This is a genomic window from Prochlorococcus marinus str. MIT 9313, assembly GCF_000011485.1.
In the GTDB taxonomy this organism is placed as follows: domain Bacteria; phylum Cyanobacteriota; class Cyanobacteriia; order PCC-6307; family Cyanobiaceae; genus Prochlorococcus; species Prochlorococcus marinus_D.
This window is the reverse complement of the sequence record NC_005071.1, coordinates 2,377,299-2,398,323: the sequence shown is the minus strand read 5'-3', so window position 1 is coordinate 2,398,323 and position 21,025 is coordinate 2,377,299. Positions and strand designations below refer to the sequence as shown.

The following is a 21,025-nucleotide window of genomic DNA, read 5'->3' as shown; positions in this document are numbered from 1 at the left end:
CTTACCCTTTTATTACCTGGATGGATGCGGCGGCTCGATCAGCTTTAGAGCGAACTGCTTCCATAGACTTGCCTTTTGCTAAAGCAACCCCCATGCGACGCCCTGGTCGAGCATTGGGTTTGCCGAACAGCAATATCTGGGTGTCAATTTCTGAGAGGGCTTTCTCCACTCCTTTGTAGGAAATGGATGAGAGATTGTCTTTTGCCAGGATTACCCTGCTTGCTGCTGCATCTGCAGTTTGAATAGTAGGAATAGGTAAGTTCAGCACTGCGCGCAGGTGTAGTTCGAATTCACTAAGGTTTTGGCTGATAAGGGTGACAAGTCCGGTGTCATGTGGTCTTGGTGATAGTTCCGAGAAAATCACTTCATTGCCACAAAGAAAGAACTCCACCCCGAACAATCCCACACCACCAAGATTTTTGGTAATAGTCAGAGCCATTGATTGGGCTTGCTTGAGTTGTTCAGTAGAGAGTTCTGCTGGTTGCCAGCTGCATTGATAATCTCCTCCAATTTGTTCATGGCCGATTGGTTCGCAGAAGAGGGTGGAGCCATCCTCTTGGCGAATTGTGAGCAAGGTAATTTCGAGATCAAAGTGAAGGAACTCTTCCACGATGACTCGCGGTGAGTTACCCCGGGACCCTGCCATAGCGGCTTGCCAGGCTTGCCGTAGGCCTTCAGGATTGCTAACCACACTTTGGCCTTTGCCGGAGGAGCTCATGACTGGTTTGACCACCACTGGCCAGCCCAGGGGCTCAGCTGCATGTTTGAGTTCTTCGGCACTGCCGGCATAAGCAAATTTTGGGGTCAGTAGAGCCAATTCAGCGCTGGCGAGATCTCTGATTCGATCGCGATTCATCGTTATGGCTGTGGCTCGGGCCGTAGGGATCACTGTGATTCCTTCGTTTTCAAGCTCTGCTAGTGCATTGACTGCCAATGCTTCGATCTCTGGGATGACTACATCCGGTTGGTGATGCCTGATGATGGCTGTGAGGGCTTCTGAATTGTTCATGTCCAGAACCTCTGCTTGGTCTGCTACTTGCATGGCCGGGGCCCCGGAGTATCGATCACAGGCGATGACATGGCAGCCCAACCGTTGAGCGGCGATTGTTATTTCTTTGCCGAGTTCTCCGCTGCCAAGTAACAGCAAGGTTTTTGGTAAGACAGTCATCATGAAGGTGTTGATGATGAGTTGATCTTCGCGCTCGGCTGGTTAGGGGAATTGCCTTAAAAGTGGTATTTGAGATCCCTTTACACTTTGAGATCAGGGATCAGCGTGAGCTGTCGAAAGGCTGGTTCTTCGCTGATGAACCCCCAGGCTTCGAATACACCGGGATCAGGATGAGTGATGCGTTGTTTTTTCATGTTCTGTTCCAGCCGAAAGCCTTCTTGGGCCATGCGTCGCATCAGACTTGCAGCCTCTTCGAAACGGGAAGCCATGGCTTCAAGGCTTGCGCAGTCGCTTGTGAGACCAGCCTCTTTCCAAGTGAAGTAACTCATTTTTTAATACACCAGATTGATGGTGATAACGACTGGGTGTGTGAAGCTTCGAGGTTCCATAGACCACATTTGCTATTGGGTTGGTATGGATCTTTCTCGTTGGCAGTTGCTCTGTGTTAACAGTTCAACCATTATCGGCGGACAAAACTGCCCGACGGAGAGAGGCTGTTCTTAATAAGTACGACACAATTGAGAGTTTCTGGCCTTTGTCCCCATTGGCTTTGTTTCCACCAGCAAAACGCTCACTTTGCTTGATAAGACTTGGAGTTTAGTGATTTCAGGGTGCTGCACCATGAGCTGCCTTCGTGGGTGTGTGCTTGATAAGTCTCAAAGGAAGCAAGGCCAATGTGTATACCAGGAACGGGATGTAGAACTTTGGGTCTTCACGAGTGTGTTCAACGTAGGTGAGCAGAAAGACGGTCCAAAGCCAGTGGCTGCCAATCAAATGAAGTCTCTTCCAATGTTTCATACCCATCCATTGCTGGGCTCGATCAGTGGAAGTTAAGGCCATCAGGAAAACAAAAATATAACCAAGACCACCGAAAATCCACTGGCCCATTGATTGATCTTCGAGAAAAGGTTCTGGGAAGAGAAACGAGATCAACACAATCAGGCTGAGGTGAATGAAGTGTGAAGCTGCAAAGCTCAGTCCGATGTAGCGCCTGTTGCGAAGAGTCCAGGTCGTAAAAGGTGTTTTCCAGAGGGAATAGACACTTGATGCGGTAAAGGCAATGGAGAAGAGAAATAGAGAGCTTCTACCGGTGTAATCAATGCCTGCTTTGATCGTTTCGGCACTCCATCCGCTCAAAAAGAAAAAGATGGTAAGCATCAGAAGGATCATGCCAGCGACCCAAGTAGTGATATTCCAGCCCTGCAGTTTCATGACCTTCATTTCGGTATTGATATTCTGGAACTGATACGAGTTGCTTGCAAGAAGTGAGTTTAAAAGTGCATCTTTATTTCTTATAGAAGTAACTCATGCCAGCACTTATGCAGTGGGGCGTAATAGCAGACCCAGCAGCACTAAGCCTCCAGTGCTTAACCAAAATCTTCGCACCACCATTTGCTCGTCGGTACCTCCGATTTCATAGTGGTGGTGAAGCGGGGCCATGCGGAACACGCGTCGTCCAACTCCGTCAGGTCCTTTGGTGGCTTTGAAAACCCATACCTGAATAATCACAGAAAGGGATTCAGCCAAGAACACACCACCCATGACCAATAGCGGCCAGAGGCTGTTGGAGAGGATTGCAACTCCACTCAAGGCGGCCCCCATTGCTAGTGAGCCTGTGTCGCCCATGAACACCTGGGCTGGGTTGCGGTTGTGCATCAGGAAACCGAGCCAGGCCCCTGCCATTGCCATGCAGAAGCCTGCAAGTACAGGATTGCCATCATTACCTCTGAGCATCAGTTGCACCGCTAGTCCAGTGAAGACAAGCGCCCCGCAGCCACTGGCTAGCCCATCGAGTCCGTCGGTGAGATTGGTGGCGTTGCTTTCCGCTAGGAACACGAACAGTGCTAGTGGCCAGATCATGAATCCCATCTGGATGGAGATGCCAAGGGGCAGGGCGATGCTGGAGTCGATCCAGTGTTGCCAGCCCGCCCAAGCGAGAAAGATCAGGCTGGCTGCGGTTTGAAGTAGAAGTTTTCCCCGAGGGGTAAGACCAGTGTTGGTTCCGCGCGTGAGACTGCGCCAGTCGTCGAAGCCACCGATCAACATGTAAGCCAGGGTGATCCATGACAGAGCTAGTAGTTGCTCGCTGCTTTCGCCATTCACACTGACGAAACTTCCGATGATGAGCCCCACTGGCACGACTAGCAGCCCACCCATGGTTGGTGTGCCAGATTTGCGCTGATGAGTCTGTGGTCCGTCTTCTCGAATCACTTGCCCCATTTTTAGGGCCCTTAACTTTGGGATGCCCCAGCTCGCGATCAGCACTGAAATCAGTGTTGAAATCATCAACGGCAAGCTGAGCAGACTGTTGGCTATGAAGCGGTCCGATGTGAAGCTTGCAGCAAAGATAACGATCCCGAGCAAGCTTGCGGACGTTGACCCTTTAGTCCACCAGCTTTGTGTATCCGTATCAGCCAATGGCTTCGGAGAGTTGCTCACGTCAGGGCTTGATTGGCGGTGCGTAATGAAGTGAGCAGGCTTCTTCGGTTTGAGAAAATGGCTATTCTTCCCAGTTTTCTTCTGTTTGCTCGTCGTCGGCTTTGTAATCTTCTTTCTCTCCCATCAAGGCCGAAAGCTCCTCTTCCTCTACTGTGCTGACCTCTGGTGAGGTGGATTCTTCATCGGCGACTAGCCTTCCACTTGTTTCGAGCCAACTCAGCAGGTCTGGTTCTTCCCGTAGGGGCAAAACGGGGGCAGGTTCTGTTCTTCTATAGCGCGTAAGAGCAGGGTTGATGCCGTCGAGTGCGCTCAGGTTGATCGTATCGAGGGCGCTCATTTGTGAAGACATAGACCAATCAGCCAACATAGTTCATTGACTTCCTTTTATAAGGTGTTTTTTTCTTCCAAGCTGATCTTGATGGTTCTTGCCTGGGGCTTGGCCTTACTACTCAGCCTTGGCTTGCGGTTTTGGGGTCTGTTGCATCCTGAGCCTTTTGTAATTCGGCCCTTCCTGGTGGCTTTGTTGCTCTTTGCTCCTGCGGCTGGCCTCGGTATTTGGGTCATGCGGGTGGGATTTTCTACGGCTGATTCCGGGTCTTTGGTCAACGGGAAGGGAGAATCTTTGAATTGTGATTCGGAGTCCAGTTGATGGGGCGTGCGAAGAAGGTAGTGCTTGCTTATTCCGGTGGTGTTGATACCAGCGTTTGCATCCCATACCTCAAGCATGAATGGGGGGTAGAGGAGGTGATCACCTTTGCTGCCGATTTAGGTCAGGGCGATGAGCTTGATCCCATCCGCCTTAAGGCTCTTGATGCTGGTGCTAGTCAGTCTCTGGTGGGAGATTTGATAGAGCCTTTTGTAGAACAGTTTGCTTTGCCGGCGATTCGTGCCAATGCTCTTTACGAAGGTCGTTATCCACTGTCTACGGCTTTAGCTCGCCCCCTGATTGCTCGTCAGTTGGTAGAGGTTGCCAGGGAGGTCGGGGCCGATGCGGTGGCTCATGGCTGTACGGGTAAAGGCAACGATCAGGTGCGTTTTGATTTAGCCATTGCAGCACTAGCACCTGATCTCAAGGTGCTAACTCCCGCTCGGGAATGGAGCATGAGCAGAGAGGAGGCGATCGCCTATGGCGAACGCTGTGGGATCCCTGCCCCCGTGAGTAAGAAATCGCCTTATTCGATAGATCTGAATCTGTTGGGTCGGAGTATTGAAGCCGGTCCTCTTGAAGATCTGATGGTGGCTCCGCCCGAGGAGGTCTTTGCCATGACCTCCTCGATTGACGCTGCACCCTCTCAGGCTCAGGACATTGAGATCAGTTTTGAAGCTGGTAATCCTGTGGCTATTGATGGGGTGCGACTTGATTCGGTGGGTTTGATCAAGGAGGCGAATCGTCTTGCTGGACGGCATGGTTTCGGTCGCCTTGACATCATTGAGAATCGGGTGGTTGGTATCAAGAGTCGGGAGATTTATGAAACTCCAGGGTTACTTTTATTGATTCGTGCTCATCAGGAATTGGAGAGTTTGACACTTGCTGCGGATGTGTTGCGCATGAAGCGTCAATTGGAGATGCAATGGGCTGAGCTGGTCTATCAGGGTCTTTGGTTTTCCCCTTTGAAGGATGCTCTGGATGGATTTATGGATCGCACTCAGACTTATGTGAATGGCTTGGTGCGGATTCGTCTCCAAAAAGGCAATGCCATGGTGATTGGCCGGAGCTCTGACACCAACAGCTTGTATATATCTGAGATGGCTACCTATGGCAGCGAGGATAACTTTGACCACAGGGCTGCTGAAGGATTTATCTACATCTGGGGACTTCCAAGTCGCCTTTGGGCAGCAGCTCGGCGAGGTTAAGTTGTGATCTTTTGATTAGTTTTATTGTGGAGATTGCCCTCTGCCTCCAAGCCATCTTGAGCGAAGCAGGGAAGGTACTTTTAATGGGTGAGGCTCCTCAAGCATGATTGACTCAGTTTGAATAGCAGCGTTTTGAGTATGCGTGATTAGGCGATAGCGCTCTAGTAGGGGGATGAGTCGTTGTTGAAATTTTCGTTCGAAAATGTCAGGTAGTTCTTTTAGGAGTGCTTCGTATTCCTGGACTTGTTCCTTAAGGTCTTTGATTTGACTTTTAAGTAGATCTTGTTGGTCATAAGGATTTTCTTTGCAGTTAGATCTGATCTCAGCCTTGGTTAGCAGCAACTTGCCTGTTGATTGCCGCCATTTTTTGATGGCATCACGTCTGGTTATTGTTTTATTTTCTTGTTGTGTTTCCTGTTTCTTCCAAATTGGAAGAGGGGTCTGATGGTCCTGATGGGCAGTGCGCATGGCAGAAAGCTAACGCCAAGCAGCTTTTTCAACAATGGTGTTGATCAGGCTTCTACTGCTGCGGCTTCCTGCTGTTGTACTGGTTCAGGCTCACTCCCAGGGACGATTCTGGGCGCGGGTAGAGGGCCTTCTTGCTTCACAGTTAGGTAGCGAATCACGTCTTCACTGAGACGCATGGCTTTTTCCAGCACGGCCACTTGTTGTCCATTGCCGTTGTGGCTTAGCTGCACATAGATGCCTTCCTTGTGATTTGAGATTGGATAGGCCAGGCGACGCTTGCCACGCATTTGATTGTCGAGGACCTCTGCCCCAGCTTCAGTCACCATCTCGCGGTACTTGGTGACATGGGTTTCGACTTCCTCTTCCGGGATGTCCGGCCGGAGGATGTACATGGTTTCGTAATAAGGTTGTTGACTCATCAGGTGTTCCGACAGGGACTTAAAGGCTCACGGCAGTGAGCGACGGAACGACCAGCCTATCTCTTTGTGGTCAGTGTTTAGGAGAGTTGCATGCGAACGGCTTGGCTGATACCTGGCAGGTCTGGTTCACGTCCTCTTAGGCATTCGATGAGGGCGAAAATCACGATGGCAAGCATTGCCACGAGCACAGTGCTGGTTAGCGTTCGCAGCATGAAAGCACCACTAAGAGGTTGTAGAAGGATTTGGAAGGCATAGCCCAGCAGTACGACAACAATGTCTACGAGTAGTGCTTGCAGTGTGTTGAAGCGAAGAAAATAGGGAACTTTAGGGTTCCTTACAACGGCAAGAAATAGCAAGAAAAATATTAGAAGACTTCCGAACGGGATCCCTTGTTCCAGGATTATTAAAGGTAGGGCTGGAAGTGCAAGCAATTCAAGCAATGGAAATTGCACAAATAAACTTCGCCCAAATGGAATGGTGTCGCTCCAAGGGAGCATGTAAATCAGCACTCCCAGCAACCGTTGCCAGATAGGGATCAGCATGGGGGTCAGATCACTGCTATGACGCTAAACCGTGAGCCAGCTCAGAGCAGCTTTTCTCATCTCTTCGACAGGCACCTTGTTGTTGCCGCTCCAGAGCCTTAGAGAGGCAGCGCCTTGTTGAACAAGCATTTCGAGGCCATCTATGCAATGGCAGCCATGTTCAGTTCCTAAGGTTAGCCAGGCGGTTGGTTTTGGTGTGTAAATCAGGTCATAGAGAGTTGTCTTTGGGCTTAAGTTTTGCCAAATCTTCTTCCCCAGGGGCATTGGCGCTCTAGGAGTTGATGTTTCCGCACGGTTTTGGGACATGCCTATTGGTGTGGTGTTGACCACCAGATCGGCTTTGGTTAGCTGTTCAATCAGAGCAGGGTCATGTTGGAGAATCCCTTGCAAGAGCACTTGGCAATCAGATTCGGAGCTGGCTGGGTTGGGCTGGAGATCATCGAGAAATCTCTTCAGCGCATCAGATCGGCGGCCAACCACCATGATTTGAGCCAATTTTAAATCTTGCAGACCTGCAACGACTGCTCGGGCGCTACCACCGCAACCGAGCACGACTGCACGACGCCCATGCCACTCGCACTTGCTTTCTTGAAGGGGTGCAATAAAACCGGCCACGTCTGTGTTGGTGCCTGTCCAGCCGCCGTCGGCATGAGGGATCAGAGTGTTGACGGCTTTCAGTCGTTTTGCTAATGGGCTGAGCTCTCGACAGGTTTTGGCCACGTCTTGTTTGTGGGGGATGGTGATGTTCAGTCCAAGGCAGTTGATCGAACGCAGAGCGCAGAGCACATTGGCCAGATCGTTGGTTTCGCATGGCATGGCCATGTAGCACCAGTCGAGATTCATTGCAGCGAGGGCTGCGTTTTGCATCACCGGTGAGAGGGAATGGTGCACTGGTTGGCCGAGCAGGCCTATTAGGGAGGTTGTGCCGCTAATCATTCCCATTGCTTGATCGGTTCTATGCCCAGCCTGCCGGGCGAGCTGTTCGGGAACCACACCTCGCCTCTAAGTGGTCTCACTGCCGAGGATGCACCTGTTCAAGACAGAGATCTTTAGGAGGTCGGCACGAATGGGAAAGGTTGTTGGCATTGACCTTGGAACCACGAACAGTTGTGTCGCTGTAATGGAGGGTGGCAAGCCCGTCGTGATTGCTAACGCTGAAGGGTTTAGAACAACTCCCTCCGTGGTCGCTTATACCAAAAATCAGGATCAGTTGGTTGGCCAGATCGCCAAGCGCCAAGCGGTGATGAACACTGATAACACCTTTTATTCAGCGAAGCGCTTCGTTGGTCGTCGGGTTGATGAGGTGAACGAAGAGTCGAAGGAAGTGAGCTATGAGGTTGAGAAGTCTGGCTCTAATGTGAGGTTGAAGTGCCCGGTTCTTGATAAGCAGTTTTCTCCTGAGGAAGTGAGTGCTCAGGTGTTGCGCAAGTTAGCTGAGGACGCTGGTAAGTATCTCGGTGAGAACGTAACCCAGGCTGTGATCACAGTGCCTGCGTATTTTAATGACTCACAGAGACAGGCCACCAAAGACGCCGGCAAGATAGCTGGCTTAGAGGTGCTACGCATCATTAACGAGCCAACTGCGGCTGCGTTGGCGTATGGCCTCGATAAGAAGAGCAATGAGCGCATTCTGGTGTTTGACCTGGGTGGTGGAACCTTTGATGTTTCTGTGCTCGAGGTAGGTGATGGTGTTTTTGAGGTTCTATCTACCTCTGGTGACACTCATCTAGGCGGAGATGATTTCGATAAAGTGATTGTTGATCATCTGGCTGCAACTTTTAAGGCCAATGAAGGTATTGATCTGCGTCAGGATAAGCAGGCTCTTCAGCGCCTCACTGAGGCGGCAGAGAAAGCCAAGATCGAGCTTTCCAGTGCTACGCAAAGTGAGATCAACCTGCCATTTATTACTGCTACCTCTGAGGGGCCTAAGCATCTCGATCTAACCCTGACACGTGCCAAATTTGAGGAATTGGCTTCAAAGCTGATTGATCGTTGTCGCGTACCTGTGGAGCAGGCTCTTAAGGACGCCAAACTCTCTTCTGGTGAACTTGACGAAATCGTGATGGTGGGCGGCTCCAGCCGCATGCCTGCAGTTCAGGAACTTGTGAAGAGGGTTACGGGTAAAGATCCCAATCAGACTGTCAATCCTGATGAGGTTGTTGCAGTAGGAGCTGCCATACAGGGCGGGGTATTGGCTGGTGAAGTTAAGGACATCTTGCTGCTTGACGTCACACCTCTCTCCTTGGGTGTGGAGACTCTTGGTGGTGTGATGACCAAGATGATTACGCGTAATACGACTGTTCCTACTAAGAAGTCGGAAACCTATTCCACAGCGGTTGATGGACAAACCAATGTGGAGATTCACGTGCTTCAGGGTGAACGTGAGATGGCCTCTGATAATAAGAGCTTGGGAACATTCCGTCTTGATGGAATTCCTCCTGCCCCTCGTGGTGTTCCTCAGATTGAGGTGACCTTTGATATCGATGCTAACGGTATTCTTAGTGTTAATGCCAAGGATAAGGGTAGCGGTAAGGAGCAAAGTATTTCAATTACTGGTGCTTCAACCCTCTCTGAAAATGAGGTTGAGAAGATGGTTAAGGATGCTGAGACCAATGCCTCAGCTGATAAAGAAAAGCGTGAGCGCATTGACATTAAGAACCAGGCTGAGACTCTTGTTTATCAGGCGGAAAAGCAGCTTGGAGAGTTGGCTGACAAGGTTGATGCTGATTCAAAGGCAAAGGTGGAAGATAAGCGCGTGAAGCTTAAGGCTGCCATTGAGAAAGATGACTTTGATGCGATGAAGTCACTATTGGAGGAACTGCAGCAGGAGCTTTATACCGTGGGCGCTTCTGTTTATCAACAGGCGGGTGCCGCCGCCGCAGAATCCGGCGCTGATGCTGGCGCGGCTGGTGCTGGTGATTCCAGTAGTGGCGATGATGTGATTGACGCTGAATTTACTGAGTCGAAGTGATGGGATAGTTTGATTGCTGATGTCATCAAGACTGATATACATGTGTCCCTATAGTTAGCAAGAAGCTTTAAGTTCTTCTTGCTAACATTTATTTTCTATGGTTATGTGAATGCCATATATTTTTAATTTTTTTATTCTTTAATTTGTCAAGTTTGCGTCAAGAAATAAGGGATTTCTTGGATTTTTTTGATCAGAGATTCTGCTCTGCTGAAATTAATCCGAATGCTTGGCAGTCTTGCTTAAACCCATTAGCCTTCCTTTGACAATAGGGAGATCTCGTTTACGTTGTAGCTTGACTGGCACTGGTCAACAGATGCTAATTATGGATGGGCTGGCATGACAAAATATTCTCTGGAGAGACTGAAAATCCAATAGTTGTAAAAAAGACGATTTGATTGAGGGCCTTGTTAACGGACCATATGGATTAAATGATCAATTGAGAGAGCTACCTTGCTTTCATCCAAGAGTTGATCTATGCGCAAAGAGCTGGTTGGAGGTTGCAGGTGTGCTGCCCACAGATCTTTTGTTTGATTGACTTAGTATGTTTAACTGTATCAATATTGAGACACCCGATCATTTTGACGAAAATGATGGATATGTATACTCTGACAAATACATGCCTGATGGCAGGAAGAGGATAATTCTATGAAATGCTGAGGATATTTCTACTTATGTGCCGCTAGATTTGATTAATTTAATCTTTTTTGCTGCTTGTTCTTTAGCATATCAATGATTGCCTGGTAGTACTTGAATCTTGTCATCAGTGCTTGAAGAGTGGAGTAACTCTTTACTCTTATTTTGCACCTATCTACTCATATTTTTTGCAAGTTAACCATGCTTGATCCTGTAGAATTTTAAACTCCCTTAAAATTTTTTGGATTTCATCTTTTGCCTCAGAATGATCAATAAACAAAGTTTATTGATCTAGGAACTAATGATTCAAGGAGACTCAGGTCTTTTGGGTAAATGTTAACTTTAATCGAATTCCCAATCGTTTGATGTGCGAGTATTATGAGAGAAACTTAAATGAGCCATCATTTTATGTTTGCATTAGATCGTTAGTAGGCTTTGAATCTTTCAAGGTATTATGAGAATGTAATTGCAGAAATTAGAAACTTCAATTCTAGCATATGCAACCTCATCACGATTGGATTGAGGGTTCATTCGTAGAATAATGAGTTGTTATCGATGTAGACAGCAATGTCTTAAAAATTAGGATGAGATTAAATTGCTTATGTTTTTCTCTCAGAGTATTTTGGTATGTAAATCTGAATGCTCTGAGTCAAAGACTTGTGGATCAAGCCTGTTGTATGGCAACTTCTAATGAACTTTTTAACGTGTTAATGTTGCATCCACTGTCTATAGGCAGTGATCTGTGTTATAGCTTGCAGGATAGAAAATCCCATTCGCTAAAGTTTATGGAAACCCTTGGAACCATTTTCGCTTGTCTGCTGGCAGTAGTTCCTGTTGGCCTGTTGTTACATTTTTATGCCAGGCACCGAGACAAAGAGATAACTCTGAACTAACGCTTCTTGCTTTATTTCTTCAACATCATGGAGTTTCACCATCTATCAAGCAGCAGCTTCTTACGCATTGAGTAAGTTTGATAGCTTTTTAGGTGCTTGATCAATTTAGATGGCTACTGGCTTTTCGAGGAATTAAGGCAATCAAGTGTGCGTCTACCGGCTCATCGAGATTTCTTTGACGCAGCAAACTGGTTATCTTCGGATGCCTTGCTGTTGGATGATTGAAAATTGATCAAGAGTCAAGTCAAGATCTTGTCTCGTTAGCGAGTTGCTCTTTTACCCATGCAGCACTGGCTGGGGCCAGCAAGACGCCATTTCGGTAATGGCCCGTAGCCACGATTAGCCCGGGCTCTAGTTTTTCTAAAAGAGGCGCTGGACGTTCGACAGGTCGAGCGCGCAATCCATGCCATTGGTTTTTCACAGTCGCGCTCTCTAGCCAATCCGGGGCATCTCCCGCGAGGTGTTGCATCGCCTTGAGGTGGCTAGACATTGGTTGAACGCCTGGCTCGAGAGTGGCACCTATCCAGATCTGATTAGTTCCGTGGGGGATCAAGTTGATGCCATGGCTCACGAGTACTGCAGGCCAGCCGCTCCAATTGTGCTGATCTGAGATCACCTCTAGATCCAGCACTTGTCCAAGCACAGGGGCCATGGGAAGACTGTGGCCTAGAGATTCCAGCAGGGCTTTGCTGCCCAGTGCTGCACAGATCACTACAGCGTCTTGGTTCAAATTTGTTCCTCCCGCAAGTTGAAGGCGCCACTGTTTTTCTTCGACAGATGAATTTCGTTCCAGCGAGATGACTGGCTCTTGGATTTGTTGTACGCCTTGGTCTTGTAGGGCGGTCCGTAGGCATTTTTGTAGGACGATCGGGTCTAGATAACCGTCTTGATGAGAGATCAGCCCCCCATGTTGTGTGTTTGGCCATGATCGGCCGATGTAGGGATTCGAGTTTGGTGAGATCAGCTCAAGGCCGAGATGTTGCCGTTGTTCTGCGAGTTGCTTCATTAGGGTGGCTTCTGCTTCGCTACTCGCAAGTTGAATCAGAGGGGTGTTGAGCTTGAGCGGATGCTCTTGACTGCTCAGTTCTGCAATCCACTCTGGCCAGAGGGTCATGCTGTGTTGTCGGAGTCGCCAGGCTCGTCCACTGCTGCGCCTGAAAACATGCCCCATGAGTACCCCTAGCGAAGCAGTTGTTCCCGGGAGGGCCCCTGATCGGTTAATCGGTTGATCCAGTTTTGGATCAATCAGCATCACTTGGTGGCCATGCTTGGCTAAATACCAGGCTGTGCCAGCGCCAACCGCACCGGCGCCAATGATTGCAACGGTAGAAGCAGTCATTCTTGATATTGACGAGCAATGCATCTCACTTTGAGGTTTTCTTGGTGCTGATGTTCGTCAAGACAGAATGAGTTTTTGCAATCAGGTTGAGTGAGCTCCCCTCTTGGTGCTGTATGGAATCCTTACGGTTACAAGCTTCGTGTGATTCTGCAGCTCATCTGTCCAGATCGGCCTGCTTTGGTGAGTGAGTTGTCGGGATGGGTGGCTGTTAATGGAGGCAATATTCTTCATGCTGATCACCATACGGATGTTGGGGCTGGACTGTTTCTGAGCAGGATCGAATTTGGAATTGAGGGCTTCGGATTGCCTCGAGAGGCGATAGCACCGGCTGTGAATGCTCTGGCAGATCGCCTCGGGGGTCAGGCGCAATTGCATTTTTCGGATGAGATCCCTCGGGTGGCGATCTTCGCCAGCAAGCAGAGTCACTGTCTGTTGGATCTGCTTTGGCGCACTCGCAGTGGGGAGTTGCCGATGCAGGTGCCGCTTGTGATTGCCAACCACTCTCAATTGGAGCCTTTATGCAGGGAGTTTGGTGTTTGTTTTGAGTGTGTTCCTATGACGCCTGCCAGCAAGCCTGAGGCGGAACAAACCATGCTGGATTTGTTGGCTGAGCATCGGATTGAGCTGGTTGTGTTGGCCAAGTACATGCAGGTCCTTAGTGGTGCTTTTCTAGAGCGTTTCTCCACCGTGATTAATATTCACCATTCGTTCCTACCTGCTTTTAAGGGGGCACAGCCCTATCACAGAGCCTGGGATCGAGGGGTGAAAGTTATTGGTGCTACCGCCCATTACGTCACTGAAGATCTGGATGACGGGCCGATTATTGAGCAGACCATCGAGCATGTAAACCATCGTGATGAGGTGGAAGATTTGATTCGTAAAGGACGTGATACGGAACGTCTCGCTTTGGCAAGGGCCTTGAGATTGCATCTTTGTCGCCAGGTGATGGTCTATCGCGGTAGAACCGCTGTTTTTGCATGACGGTGTTGGCTTGGATGGCTCGATGTCGCCCTGCTGCTGCGACCTCCATGGGTTGGTTGGTTTTCCAGTTGGGGCTTTTTTTGTTGCCTTCCAGTGCATTGTTGGCAGGTTTGTTGCTGCTTACGGCTCTGGTGCTTGGTAGTTGTCAGCGACAGCAACCGTTTTGGCGCGATCCTTGGAATTGGCCTTTGCTGATTGCTGCCCTATTGATGCTGTTTGGTTGCTTTCCGGCCTATTCGGGTGGACATGCTTGGGTTGGTCTGGGGAATTGGTTGCCTTTCTTTTGGGCTTTTTGGGGTTTTCAGCCTTATTTAGTTAGTGATGAAGCCCGACGACGTTGTGCTCTTTGGCTTGTCGCTGGCACTTTGCCTGTGGTGATTACCGGTCTCGGGCAGCTCTGGTGGGGATGGCAGGGGCCATGGCAATTGTTCGGTGGCTTAATCGTCTGGTTCATGGCTTCAGGGGGGGAGCCTACTGGCCGTTTATCTGGTCTATTTGATTACGCAAATATTGCTGGAGCCTGGTTGGCCATGGTTTGGCCATTCTGTTTGGCAGCTCTGCTTCAGCCTGCCCTCAGTCGTTTTCAACGCAGTGTGGCTTTGGGGGTCGCTATTGCTGTTGTGGCTGCATTGGTTCTCACTGACTCAAGAAATGCTTGGGGAGGGTTGATGTTGGCGATTCCCTTTGTTTTTGGGCCTGCCAGGTGGCCCTGGTTGTTGCCGTTGATGGTGTTAGCGCTGTTGCCAGTGACCCTTGCAGCATTACCAGGCAGTCCTTCAGGTTTGCAGCAGTGGGCACGCACGTTTGTGCCTGAGGGTATTTGGGCGCGTCTTAATGACATGCGCTATTTCCAGGATCGTGAGTTGATGTCAACTCGCATGAGCCAGTGGGGGGTGGCTCTGCAGTTCATTGATTCTCGTCCTTGGCTGGGTTGGGGGGCTGCTGCTTTTTCAGTGCTTTATCCGCTGCGGACTGGTCAGTGGCATGGCCATGCCCATAACCTTCCTCTTGAACTTGCTGTTAGCCATGGGATACCCGTGGCTCTGCTAGTGGTGGGGACTGTGTTGGCTCTCTTGATCACAGTCTTGCGACGTGGTGTGTTGACTGGTGGAGTCTTGATAAGCCGAGGTTTGAGTAGCACGGTCTTTGACCGTGCTTGGTGGACGGCAAGTTTGATCCTGGTGGTGATGCACGCTACTGATATGCCTTTCTTTGACAGTCGGCTCAACATTGCCGGCTGGATTCTTTTGGCTGGATTGCGTTGCATCATTCTTCCCCAGCAGGCACTCCAGCATGCTCGTTTAGGGCTTGATAATGATGTTGGATGAGTTGCTTTTGGTTGAGGGGCCCTTCTAGATGGGTCCAGGGCAGTGTTCGTGATGGCTCCCATGATTCATGCACCACTTCTTCCCAGGCGGGTGGGCGGGGCAGTGGTATGGCTTGTTCAGTCGTTGTACTGAGATCCCCTTCGCGTGCTGCTTTGTAAGCCTTTTTCCAGCTGCCTAGTTTGTTGTGTGAGCCCCGGACAGATGCAATCACAGGGGCGAGGCGTCGGTCACTGCGTGACAGCAGAGCCTGGATCGTGCTCCATCCGAAGCTTTCTGGTCGCACCTCAATGCCTTTTGGTTTCAGTTGTTTTGCTAGTTGTTTGAGTCGTTTTTCCGCTTTACGGTTGATCCCGTGCCATTGAAAGGGAGTATGAGCCTTAGGGACAAAGGTGCTGACTCCCAGAGTGAGGCGTAAGCCTGGGGTTGTTTTTTTGAGGTTCAGTAACAGATTGCTCGTGTCGTCTATATCGGAGTCTTCTTCGGTAGGCAGTCCAACCATGCCGTAGAGCTTCAGGCCACGGAGGCCGCCTTCAAACGCATATTTGGCAGCCGCAAAAATTTCTTCTTTAGCAAGCTTTTTATTGATCATTGCGCGAATGCGCTCGCTGCCGCTTTCGATGGCAATTGTGAGTGATTTACTGCCGCGGCGGTTCAGGATCCTGGTCAATTCTGAGTTTACTGTGGCTGCCCGTACAGAGCTAACGCTGAGGTGGATGTCGTTGAAGCGATCTTTGTCTAACCATTGCAGTAGCTCACCAAATTGAGGGTGTTGGGTAACAGAAGCGCCTAGTAGTCCAAGTCTCTTGGTGGCGGTGAGTCCTTTCTCAATGGCAGGGATGAGTCCATCGTCTAAGGATGGACTGCGGAAGGGCAGTGTGAGATAGCTGGCAAGACAGAATCGGCAAAGTTCTGGGCAGCTGCGGACCACCTCAACCATATGGATGTTTGGCCAGGCAGCATCTGGCGTGATCACTGTGGAATGAGTGAGGGTGTTGCCGCGCCAGGTTTGCTTCGCGATTGAGTGGGGTAAGTCGGATTCGACGGGCTTTACTGTCAGCAGGCTGTCGTCAGCGTCGTAGATGGGTTCATAGAACCTTGGTACATAGACACCTGGAATCTTTGCCAGAGCTCGCAGGCGATCAGTTCGCGGCAACTGTTTCACTTGTTGGAGCCTATCGATGAAGGCTGGTAAAAGTTCTTCCCCGTCTCCCAACAAAACCACATCGAAAAATGGAGCTAGGGGTTCGGGGTTAGCTGTGAGTACAGGACCACCACCAAAAACAATCGGGTTGTTTTCTCCGCGTTGATGACTCCATAGCGGGATGCGTTGTTGCTCAAGTAGATCCAGTAATACCGGACCATCCAGTTCCCAGCTCAGGGAGAGTCCGAACAGGTCGCATGTGCGATGGGGGATGTCCCCTTGATCGGTAAATAACCGCCTTACATCGATGTCTTCACGTTTAGCGAGGGTGGCCCAGATGACTTGATATCCCAGGCTGGTAATCCCAATGCTGTATGTGCTTGGGAACGCCAGCACGGTTCGGAGCGCTCCAGGTTCGGGAACGGCGGGGGTGAATAGGAGCGTTTCCTTGTTCAGGAGGTCAACCTTGGCAACATCAGTTCATCCTGAAGAGCCTATTGGCATCGGGTGCGAAATGATTTGATGTACGTCAATAAATCAATGGTTAAGGAATCAGCGCCTCATCATTGAGTTGATTGATCTTGCTTGATTATATGTTTTGATCTGTCAGCTGTCTTTGGCAAATTTCTTGCTTCACTTTATATTGATGGAATAATAATTTCGATGACTACCTGCCTCTTAGGGATCTAGGTTATTGTGATATTTGATGACAATATTGACTGACCTCCTAAGTTCAGGAGCGGATATTTGCGGGTCTTATGATGGAGATTATGAGAATTCAAATAATATGGGCTGTCTGCAAATTGTCCAGTTTATTTAGATATTATAAGTAGTAGATTACTTTTTTCGATTGGTTACTCTTTGCATTCCATTGTGATTTGTCTTTCATAAATTGAGTGTTCATTAAAGAGGCGAGCGACGAGAAAGCTCGCTAGGCATGTCACTAGTATTGGTTTGAGGATTAGCAAATCTTTTGTTAGTGCGAAGGCCAAAAACATGGCCGTGATCGGTGTGCGTGAGCAGCTGGCTACGAACGCTCCCATCCCTGCAAAAATGAAGGTACTGGGTGCATGGCCAGTCAGCATTTGTGCCCAGTCTCCACAGGCCAGGCCGATTGCTCCTCCTAGGGTCAGCATCGGAACAAATAAGCCTCCTGGTGCTCCTGAGGCAGCTGCTAGCCCGGTAGTGAAAAACAGCACGACGAAGGTGCTGAGAGCCATCAGAGGACCAGCTTCTCCTCCACCGACCAGATCTTGGAGGTTGTCCAAATTCCTAAAGCTCTCAGGAAGAGCTGCATAAACCCCTCCGAGTACACCACCACTGAGCACCATCCTTAAAACGAGTCGATTGCCGAACCAGGTTTTACCTTTGCGTTGCATCGCTAGGACGTAGCGGCAGTAAAACTCCGCCAAGACTCCAGTGACCAAACCAAGGGCGATTAGGTAGCCCAGGTCGATTGGTAGAAAGTGCACTAGGGGTGTGTATTCACGTTCCAGTTGAAAGCCCACGCCTTTGCTAAGACTTCCAGCTGATGGACTTAGTCCTAGAAATCCGAACACATCTGCCCAAGTATCAGCCCAGAAGGTGGTGACAACCACCAGCAGCAAGACTGCAGGTTTTGCAGAATGAAGTAGCTCTTCAATTACATAAACAAAGCCTCCAATTGGCGCACTGAAAATAGCGGCTAGACCTGCCCCACCTCCAGCAGCGACAATGACTCGGCGAAAGGCGATTGGTGCCTTTAACCACTGAGCAAATTTCCAAGCGACAGAGCCTCCCATTTGCACTGCTGGTCCTTCTGGACCAAGTGGAAAACCACTGCCGATGGCGATAACTCCTGCGACTAGCTTGACCATCCCAACCCTCAAGCCCATTGGTACGGATCGATGGCGTAAAAACGCCATGATGTGGCTCACCCCTGAACCGCTCGCAGAGGGGGCTAGACGGGAAACAAGCAACCCAGAAACCAAGCCTCCTGTGGCACCAAGGGCTGGTAGAACGATCCATGGCGGAAGAAGTTCAAGAAGCTGGAATCGCCACTTGGCGAGGCTATAGATACCAGCTTTGAAAAGCACTCCTGTGAGGGCAGCTCCAAGGCCCGTAAGCATCAGAGCGAGCACAACCACAAACCAGCGCTGCTCTAAGAGTTTGCGGATGCTGCGACTGGACTGGATCAGATTTTGTTGCCGGTTTAGATCATTCGGCATGGCCATTGGTGGGTGAAAACTCTGCAAGAACTTCTGCTTGTATGTCTTTATTTACCACGCGCCCTTGATCTGCAAAGCCATCAATCTGGTTGAAATTTAGATAGCGATAAAGCTCAGATGAGAGGGGATCGATTTTTTCTGTTGCGATCGAAAGATATTCTTTTGGTGTAGGGATTCTGCCTAATAATGCACATACTGCTGCCAACTCAGCACTGCCTAAATAGACCTGGGCTCCTTGGCCTAGTCGATTGTTGAAGTTTCGAGTGCTTGTGGAGAAAACGGTTGTGTTGTCTTCCACGCGTGCTTGATTGCCCATACATAATGAACAACCAGGCATTTCCATTCGGCTCCCTGCCGCTTCGAAGATTTTGTAGTAACCCTCTTCTTGAAGCATGGCTTCATCCATTCTTGTTGGTGGGCAAACCCATAGGCGAGCTTTGCTGGTTCCAGACCCTTCAAGAATTTTTGCCGCAGCTCTGTAGTGGCCGATGTTGGTCATACAGGAGCCGATAAAGACTTCCTGCACTGGATTGTTTGCAACCTCACTGAGTAGTTTTACATTGTCGGGATCGTTGGGACAGGCCAGTACGGGTTCTTTGAGTTCGTCGAGATTGATATTGATGATTTCGGCATACTCTGCGTTTTGATCAGCGCTAATCAATTCTGGCTTTGCCAGCCAAGCTTCCATGGCTTTGATGCGTCTTGCCAGGGTGCGAGCATCCTGATAACCGCGGGCAATCATGTTTTTTAGCAATGCGATATTGCTGCGAAGGTATTCAGCAACCGTTGATTCAGACAGTTTGATCGTGCAGCCAGCGCAGGAACGTTCAGCAGTGGCATCGGTTAGTTCAAAGGCTTGCTCCAGCTTCAGATCAGGTAATCCTTCGATTTCCATGATTTTGCCGCTAAAGACATTGAGCTTTTTGGCTTTTTCCACGCTGAGTAGACCTTCTTGAATCGCGATCAAGGGGATCGCATTGACGACGTCACGCAGTGTGATGCCGCTCTGTAGTGAGCCGCTGAAACGAACCAGTACAGATTCCGGCATGTCTAGGGGCATGGCACCGATGGCTGCGGCAAAAGCCACCACGCCAGAACCTCCGGGGAAAGAAATGCCTAAGGGGAAACGAGTGTGGCTATCGCCGCCTGTTCCCACTGTGTCTGGCAGAAGCATGCGGTTCAGCCAGCTGTGGATGATCCCATCGCCTGGATGAAGTGCTACTCCACCACGTTGGGCGAAGAAATCGGGAAGTTCTTTCTGGGTTTGTAGATCTACAGGCTTCGGGTAGGCAGCGGTGTGGCAGAAGCTTTGCATGACCAGATCTGCTGCAAATCCCAGGCAGGCGAGCTCCTTCATTTCGTCCCGAGTCATTGGTCCAGTTGTGTCTTGGCTGCCTACAGTTGTCATCAGCGGTTCGCAACTGGTCCCAGGTCGTATTCCTTCGAGACCACAAGCAAGACCAACGATTTTTTGGGCCTGGGTATACCCCTTGCCCGTTTCAGGAGTGTCTCCTGGGCGGACGAATAGATCGGATGTTGACAGTCCAAATTGAGAACGCACTTTGTCGGTTAGTGCTCTGCCGATCAGTAGGGAGATACGCCCACCCGCGCGCACTTCGTCGCTGATGGTGATTGGTTTGAGCTTGAAGTGAGCCACGATTTCGCCTGCCTTGTCTTCTCCGAAAGCCCGTTCGATGGTGCCGGCATGTGGACGGATGGTGATCACATCGCCACTTTGCAGCTGACTGACATCACATTCGATTGGTAGGGCACCGGAGTCTTCCGCTGTGTTGAAGAAAATGGGAGCGATTTTGCCGCCAAGGATGACGCCGCCGGATCGCTTGTTGGGTACGTAAGGGATATCGGCTCCTATGTGCCAAAGCACCGAATTGATTGCTGATTTACGAGAACTGCCCGTACCCACTACATCGCCCACGTAGGCAATGGGATGGCCTTTTGCCTTCAGGCTGATGATCGTGGCAAGGGCATTGGGATCCCGTGTTTCCAGCATGGCCAGAGCATGCAGGGGGATGTCTGGTCGGGTGGTGGCATGGGTGGCGGGGGATAGATCGTCGGTATTGGTTTCACCATCAACTTTGAAGACTGTGACTGTGATCTCTTTGGCTAAGATTGGTTTTGAGGTGAACCATTCAGCGGCGGCCCAGCTGTCTACAACTTTTTTGGCGAAGCGATTGGTTTCAGCTAGCTCGATAACGTCATGGACAGCGTCGTAGACGAGCAGGGTGCGACTCAGACCTGTAGCGGCGCATTCAGCTAGCTCGTGGTCATTGTGTTGAAGCAGCTCAATCAGAGCTGCAACGTTGTACCCCCCAATCATCGTGCCTAGCAGTTTTGTGGCTTCTAAGGGAGTAATGAGTGGGCTCTTGCTGTTTCCCTGGGCGATAGCACTCAGCCAGGTTGCTTTCACGTAGGCAGCTTCATCTACTCCTGGGGGGATGCGCTCACGCAGCAGGTAAAGCAGTTCAGAGCTGTCTCCTGCTGGTGGATTCTGTAAAAGTAAGGTGAGTGCTTGGGTTTGCTCGGCAGTGAGGGGCAGGGGGGGGATGCCCTGGGCGTCACGTTCGGCGGCGAGCTGGCGATAAGCACTCAGCATTGGGGTGATTCCTCGGCAGCGGTTATGG

The 21,025-nt window shown here is 50.0% G+C and carries 18 protein-coding genes; 5 read left to right on the top strand and 13 right to left on the bottom strand.

The features are described 5' to 3' along the window. Position 1: 1 nt before the first annotated feature. The 5 genes from purT to AKG35_RS12055 form a co-directional block, all read right to left on the bottom strand. Entirely contained in the window at positions 2 to 1,168 is a 1,167-nt protein-coding gene (purT, locus tag AKG35_RS12075) for a formate-dependent phosphoribosylglycinamide formyltransferase (RefSeq protein ID WP_011131631.1), read from the bottom strand. A gap of 80 nt (positions 1,169 to 1,248) precedes the next feature. After that, positions 1,249 to 1,497 (bottom strand): hypothetical protein, encoded by a 249-nt coding sequence (locus AKG35_RS12070; RefSeq protein WP_011131630.1) that lies wholly within the window; start codon positions 1,495 to 1,497, stop codon positions 1,249 to 1,251. A 277-nt stretch (positions 1,498 to 1,774) separates the two neighbouring features. Next, the gene (locus AKG35_RS12065) at positions 1,775 to 2,380 is read right to left on the bottom strand and encodes a hypothetical protein (RefSeq protein WP_236069603.1); all 606 of its coding nucleotides are present in this window, start codon (positions 2,378 to 2,380) and stop codon (positions 1,775 to 1,777) included. 105 nt (positions 2,381 to 2,485) lie between these two features. Next, the gene (gene mraY / locus AKG35_RS12060) at positions 2,486 to 3,607 is read right to left on the bottom strand and encodes a phospho-N-acetylmuramoyl-pentapeptide-transferase (RefSeq protein WP_011131628.1); all 1,122 of its coding nucleotides are present in this window, start codon (positions 3,605 to 3,607) and stop codon (positions 2,486 to 2,488) included. 61 nt (positions 3,608 to 3,668) lie between these two features. After that, the gene (locus AKG35_RS12055; RefSeq protein WP_041384810.1) at positions 3,669 to 3,944 is read right to left on the bottom strand and encodes a DUF3134 domain-containing protein; all 276 of its coding nucleotides are present in this window, start codon (positions 3,942 to 3,944) and stop codon (positions 3,669 to 3,671) included. An 81-nt stretch (positions 3,945 to 4,025) separates the two neighbouring features. Here AKG35_RS12055 and AKG35_RS12050 point away from each other — a divergent pair, with 81 nt between their 5' ends. Both AKG35_RS12050 and AKG35_RS12045 read left to right on the top strand, forming a co-directional pair. Next, positions 4,026 to 4,256: a hypothetical protein gene (locus AKG35_RS12050; RefSeq protein WP_236069602.1), complete on the top strand. Its 231-nt coding sequence runs from the start codon at positions 4,026 to 4,028 to the stop codon at positions 4,254 to 4,256. Next, positions 4,256 to 5,461: an argininosuccinate synthase gene (locus AKG35_RS12045; protein ID WP_011131625.1), complete on the top strand. Its 1,206-nt coding sequence runs from the start codon at positions 4,256 to 4,258 to the stop codon at positions 5,459 to 5,461. The genes AKG35_RS12050 and AKG35_RS12045 overlap by 1 nt, the downstream gene beginning before the upstream one ends. A 21-nt stretch (positions 5,462 to 5,482) precedes the next feature. On the opposite strand, the gene AKG35_RS12040 is transcribed toward AKG35_RS12045, so the two are convergent. From AKG35_RS12040 to AKG35_RS12025, 4 genes are all read right to left on the bottom strand, one after another. After that, positions 5,483 to 5,929 (bottom strand): hypothetical protein, encoded by a 447-nt coding sequence (locus AKG35_RS12040; RefSeq protein WP_011131624.1) that lies wholly within the window; start codon positions 5,927 to 5,929, stop codon positions 5,483 to 5,485. Positions 5,930 to 5,973: 44 nt separating this feature from the next. Beyond that, entirely contained in the window at positions 5,974 to 6,348 is a 375-nt protein-coding gene (gene rpsF, locus AKG35_RS12035) for a 30S ribosomal protein S6 (protein WP_011131623.1), read from the bottom strand. A 77-nt stretch (positions 6,349 to 6,425) separates the two neighbouring features. Further along, positions 6,426 to 6,890 (bottom strand): Tic20 family protein, encoded by a 465-nt coding sequence (locus AKG35_RS12030; protein WP_011131622.1) that lies wholly within the window; start codon positions 6,888 to 6,890, stop codon positions 6,426 to 6,428. A 24-nt stretch (positions 6,891 to 6,914) separates the two neighbouring features. Next, positions 6,915 to 7,826 carry a shikimate dehydrogenase gene (locus tag AKG35_RS12025; RefSeq protein WP_011131621.1) on the bottom strand — a complete coding sequence of 304 codons (912 nt, stop codon included), beginning with the start codon at positions 7,824 to 7,826 and terminating at the stop codon, positions 6,915 to 6,917. Between the two features lie 130 nt (positions 7,827 to 7,956). On the opposite strand from AKG35_RS12025, the gene dnaK reads away from it, so the two are divergent. After that, a complete protein-coding gene (gene dnaK, locus AKG35_RS12020; RefSeq protein ID WP_011131619.1) occupies positions 7,957 to 9,861 on the top strand; it encodes a molecular chaperone DnaK in 1,905 nt (634 codons plus the stop codon). Between the two features lie 1,770 nt (positions 9,862 to 11,631). Here dnaK and AKG35_RS12015 read toward each other — a convergent pair. Beyond that, positions 11,632 to 12,750, bottom strand: a complete 1,119-nt coding sequence (locus tag AKG35_RS12015; protein WP_011131618.1) for an NAD(P)/FAD-dependent oxidoreductase — start codon at positions 12,748 to 12,750, stop codon at positions 11,632 to 11,634. A 66-nt stretch (positions 12,751 to 12,816) separates the two neighbouring features. Between AKG35_RS12015 and purU the strand changes: the two genes are divergently transcribed. After that, complete coding sequence (gene purU, locus AKG35_RS12010) at positions 12,817 to 13,707, top strand: formyltetrahydrofolate deformylase (protein ID WP_197524589.1); 891 nt, start codon at positions 12,817 to 12,819, stop codon at positions 13,705 to 13,707. 14 nt (positions 13,708 to 13,721) lie between these two features. Continuing rightward, positions 13,722 to 15,035 (top strand): O-antigen ligase family protein, encoded by a 1,314-nt coding sequence (locus tag AKG35_RS12005; protein WP_011131616.1) that lies wholly within the window; start codon positions 13,722 to 13,724, stop codon positions 15,033 to 15,035. Here the strand turns inward: AKG35_RS12005 and AKG35_RS12000 are convergent. The 3 genes from AKG35_RS12000 to acnB form a co-directional block, all read right to left on the bottom strand. Then, positions 14,974 to 16,572 (bottom strand): B12-binding domain-containing radical SAM protein, encoded by a 1,599-nt coding sequence (locus AKG35_RS12000; protein WP_011131615.1) that lies wholly within the window; start codon positions 16,570 to 16,572, stop codon positions 14,974 to 14,976. The two genes, AKG35_RS12005 and AKG35_RS12000, sit on opposite strands and share 62 nt — an antisense overlap. 458 nt (positions 16,573 to 17,030) lie before the next feature. Further along, positions 17,031 to 18,389 (bottom strand): ClC family H(+)/Cl(-) exchange transporter, encoded by a 1,359-nt coding sequence (locus AKG35_RS11995; RefSeq protein WP_011131614.1) that lies wholly within the window; start codon positions 18,387 to 18,389, stop codon positions 17,031 to 17,033. Next, positions 18,373 to 20,997, bottom strand: coding sequence for a bifunctional aconitate hydratase 2/2-methylisocitrate dehydratase (gene acnB, locus AKG35_RS11990; protein ID WP_011131613.1), 2,625 nt, complete (start codon positions 20,995 to 20,997; stop codon positions 18,373 to 18,375). Before acnB ends, AKG35_RS11995 begins: the two co-directional genes overlap by 17 nt. Positions 20,998 to 21,025 lie beyond the last annotated feature (28 nt).

Coding starts and splice junctions, on each gene's coding strand:
- AKG35_RS12065 (WP_236069603.1), bottom strand. CDS start 2,380: ATGAAACTGCAGGGCTGGAATATCACTACTTGGGTCGCTGGCATGATC.
- AKG35_RS12005 (WP_011131616.1), top strand. CDS start 13,722: ATGGCTCGATGTCGCCCTGCTGCTGCGACCTCCATGGGTTGGTTGGTT.
- dnaK (WP_011131619.1), top strand. CDS start 7,957: ATGGGAAAGGTTGTTGGCATTGACCTTGGAACCACGAACAGTTGTGTC.
- AKG35_RS12030 (WP_011131622.1), bottom strand. CDS start 6,890: ATGCTGATCCCTATCTGGCAACGGTTGCTGGGAGTGCTGATTTACATG.
- AKG35_RS12045 (WP_011131625.1), top strand. CDS start 4,256: ATGGGGCGTGCGAAGAAGGTAGTGCTTGCTTATTCCGGTGGTGTTGAT.
- AKG35_RS12015 (WP_011131618.1), bottom strand. CDS start 12,750: ATGCATTGCTCGTCAATATCAAGAATGACTGCTTCTACCGTTGCAATC.
- AKG35_RS12070 (WP_011131630.1), bottom strand. CDS start 1,497: ATGAGTTACTTCACTTGGAAAGAGGCTGGTCTCACAAGCGACTGCGCA.
- AKG35_RS12040 (WP_011131624.1), bottom strand. CDS start 5,929: ATGCGCACTGCCCATCAGGACCATCAGACCCCTCTTCCAATTTGGAAG.
- AKG35_RS12055 (WP_041384810.1), bottom strand. CDS start 3,944: ATGAGCGCCCTCGATACGATCAACCTGAGCGCACTCGACGGCATCAAC.
- AKG35_RS11995 (WP_011131614.1), bottom strand. CDS start 18,389: ATGGCCATGCCGAATGATCTAAACCGGCAACAAAATCTGATCCAGTCC.
- purT (WP_011131631.1), bottom strand. CDS start 1,168: ATGACTGTCTTACCAAAAACCTTGCTGTTACTTGGCAGCGGAGAACTC.
- AKG35_RS12025 (WP_011131621.1), bottom strand. CDS start 7,826: ATGATTAGCGGCACAACCTCCCTAATAGGCCTGCTCGGCCAACCAGTG.
- acnB (WP_011131613.1), bottom strand. CDS start 20,997: ATGCTGAGTGCTTATCGCCAGCTCGCCGCCGAACGTGACGCCCAGGGC.
- AKG35_RS12050 (WP_236069602.1), top strand. CDS start 4,026: ATGGTTCTTGCCTGGGGCTTGGCCTTACTACTCAGCCTTGGCTTGCGG.
- rpsF (WP_011131623.1), bottom strand. CDS start 6,348: ATGAGTCAACAACCTTATTACGAAACCATGTACATCCTCCGGCCGGAC.